Origin of the sequence: Enterobacter cloacae complex sp. 372C4, from assembly GCF_050030615.1 — a bacterium.
Taxonomy (GTDB): Bacteria; Pseudomonadota; Gammaproteobacteria; order Enterobacterales; family Enterobacteriaceae; genus Enterobacter; species Enterobacter intestinihominis.
Genome location: NZ_JBLGUQ010000007.1, coordinates 1 through 1,234, shown reverse-complemented (window position 1 = coordinate 1,234; position 1,234 = coordinate 1). Strand labels below are relative to the sequence as shown.

The 1,234-nt window shown below is 53.6% G+C and carries 1 protein-coding gene and 2 pseudogenes; all 3 read right to left on the bottom strand.

Translation table 11 applies throughout. The annotated features are described in order from the left end of the window. Positions 1 to 475, bottom strand: a pseudogene (locus ACQG11_RS25930) (phage tail protein); the annotation flags it as partial. Positions 476 to 532: 57 nt separating this feature from the next. Continuing rightward, positions 533 to 766, bottom strand: coding sequence for a phage exclusion lipoprotein Cor (cor, locus tag ACQG11_RS25925; protein WP_017694300.1), 234 nt, complete (start codon positions 764 to 766; stop codon positions 533 to 535). A 107-nt stretch (positions 767 to 873) separates the two neighbouring features. Continuing rightward, positions 874 to 1,234: pseudogene (locus ACQG11_RS25920) on the bottom strand (hypothetical protein); the annotation flags it as partial.

The window sequence follows — 1,234 nt, the reverse complement described above, 5'->3', positions numbered from 1 at the left end:
GGTTTGTGCGAGCGTCAGCGGCATTCGTTGCCCCGGTCCCGCCCTGTGAGATCGGGATAGCTCCATTACTTCCTTTCTGCGCCAGCTTACCAATGCCCGGGATCGTTACGGCGGTGCCGTTGATGGTGACGGTGATACTCTGGTTTGCTGAGGTCGTGGCGAACGTCTCCCACGCGCCGATGTTCTCGTCATACTCGTTGATGAGCTGAGACATGCTCTGCGCCAGGCCGTCGACCGAGAGACTATCAGTAACAAGAATGCCGTACTTCTGGCCGCTGAGGGCCGGAGACGCGGCGGGTGTAATCGTCAGTGACGTCGCACTGTTGATGGCCGTGATCTGAAACATCTGCACCGGATTAGAAAGAACAAACAACGTCTGGCCAACCCGAATCTGGCTGGCCGGTGCCGTCCAGTTCGTGCCGGTGCCGGTGGCTGTATTTCCGTTAATGGCTATGGTGCCAGTGTTATAAAGCATATTTTCTCCAGGCAATAAAAAACCCCGCCGCAGCGAGGTTTGTTGAGACAGAATGAGTTATTGGCAGGTGGTGCTGGTGAACGTGTTGGCGCTCACCCAGGTCCAGTTAAAGGGATAACCGGCGCGGTACTGCGTCTGATTGTTTTGTTTACGGACTCCGTAGATCTGGACGCTGCTTTCCTGCCCGCCGACCAGGGCTGTTCCGGTGCATACGGGTTGCTGCTTCTCAATAACGCCAGCGCAACCGGAGAGCAATACCGCTACCGCCAGGCAAAGAATCATATTTTTCATAGTGGTTATATCCCAGGGCATTCATGAAGCTACACAATAACAATATGAATCAACGGGATATAATTGATTTGATAGATCAATTATTCGAAATTGATCGCTAAAAACGATCAATCATAATTGGCGCAGTTAATGGCCATAATCACGTTCCTCAGATTCGAATACGTAACGTTCTGAAGGTTGCCGCCGGGGGTTGTCTGCGGCCTGGCGAATATCCGCGTATTGCTCCCATCAAGTTTTGCCATGCTCTTGTATATGGCCGAGTAGGGCTGCGGTTGACCGCCAGCCGATACAACCCCGGTAATTAGTCCCAGCATGGCAGGCATGCAGGCCCACTTCCCCGCCAGAGTTGTATTGATGTTGTATCCTGAGCTGGCATCCACCCCGGCGGTACCGAGGGTGACAACATCGCTCAGCGTGCGCGTTTCGTTTGTTAAAATCAGCGTCCCTGAAGCATCCCACACGGCCAGC

Coding starts and splice junctions, on each gene's coding strand:
- cor (WP_017694300.1), bottom strand. CDS start 766: ATGAAAAATATGATTCTTTGCCTGGCGGTAGCGGTATTGCTCTCCGGT.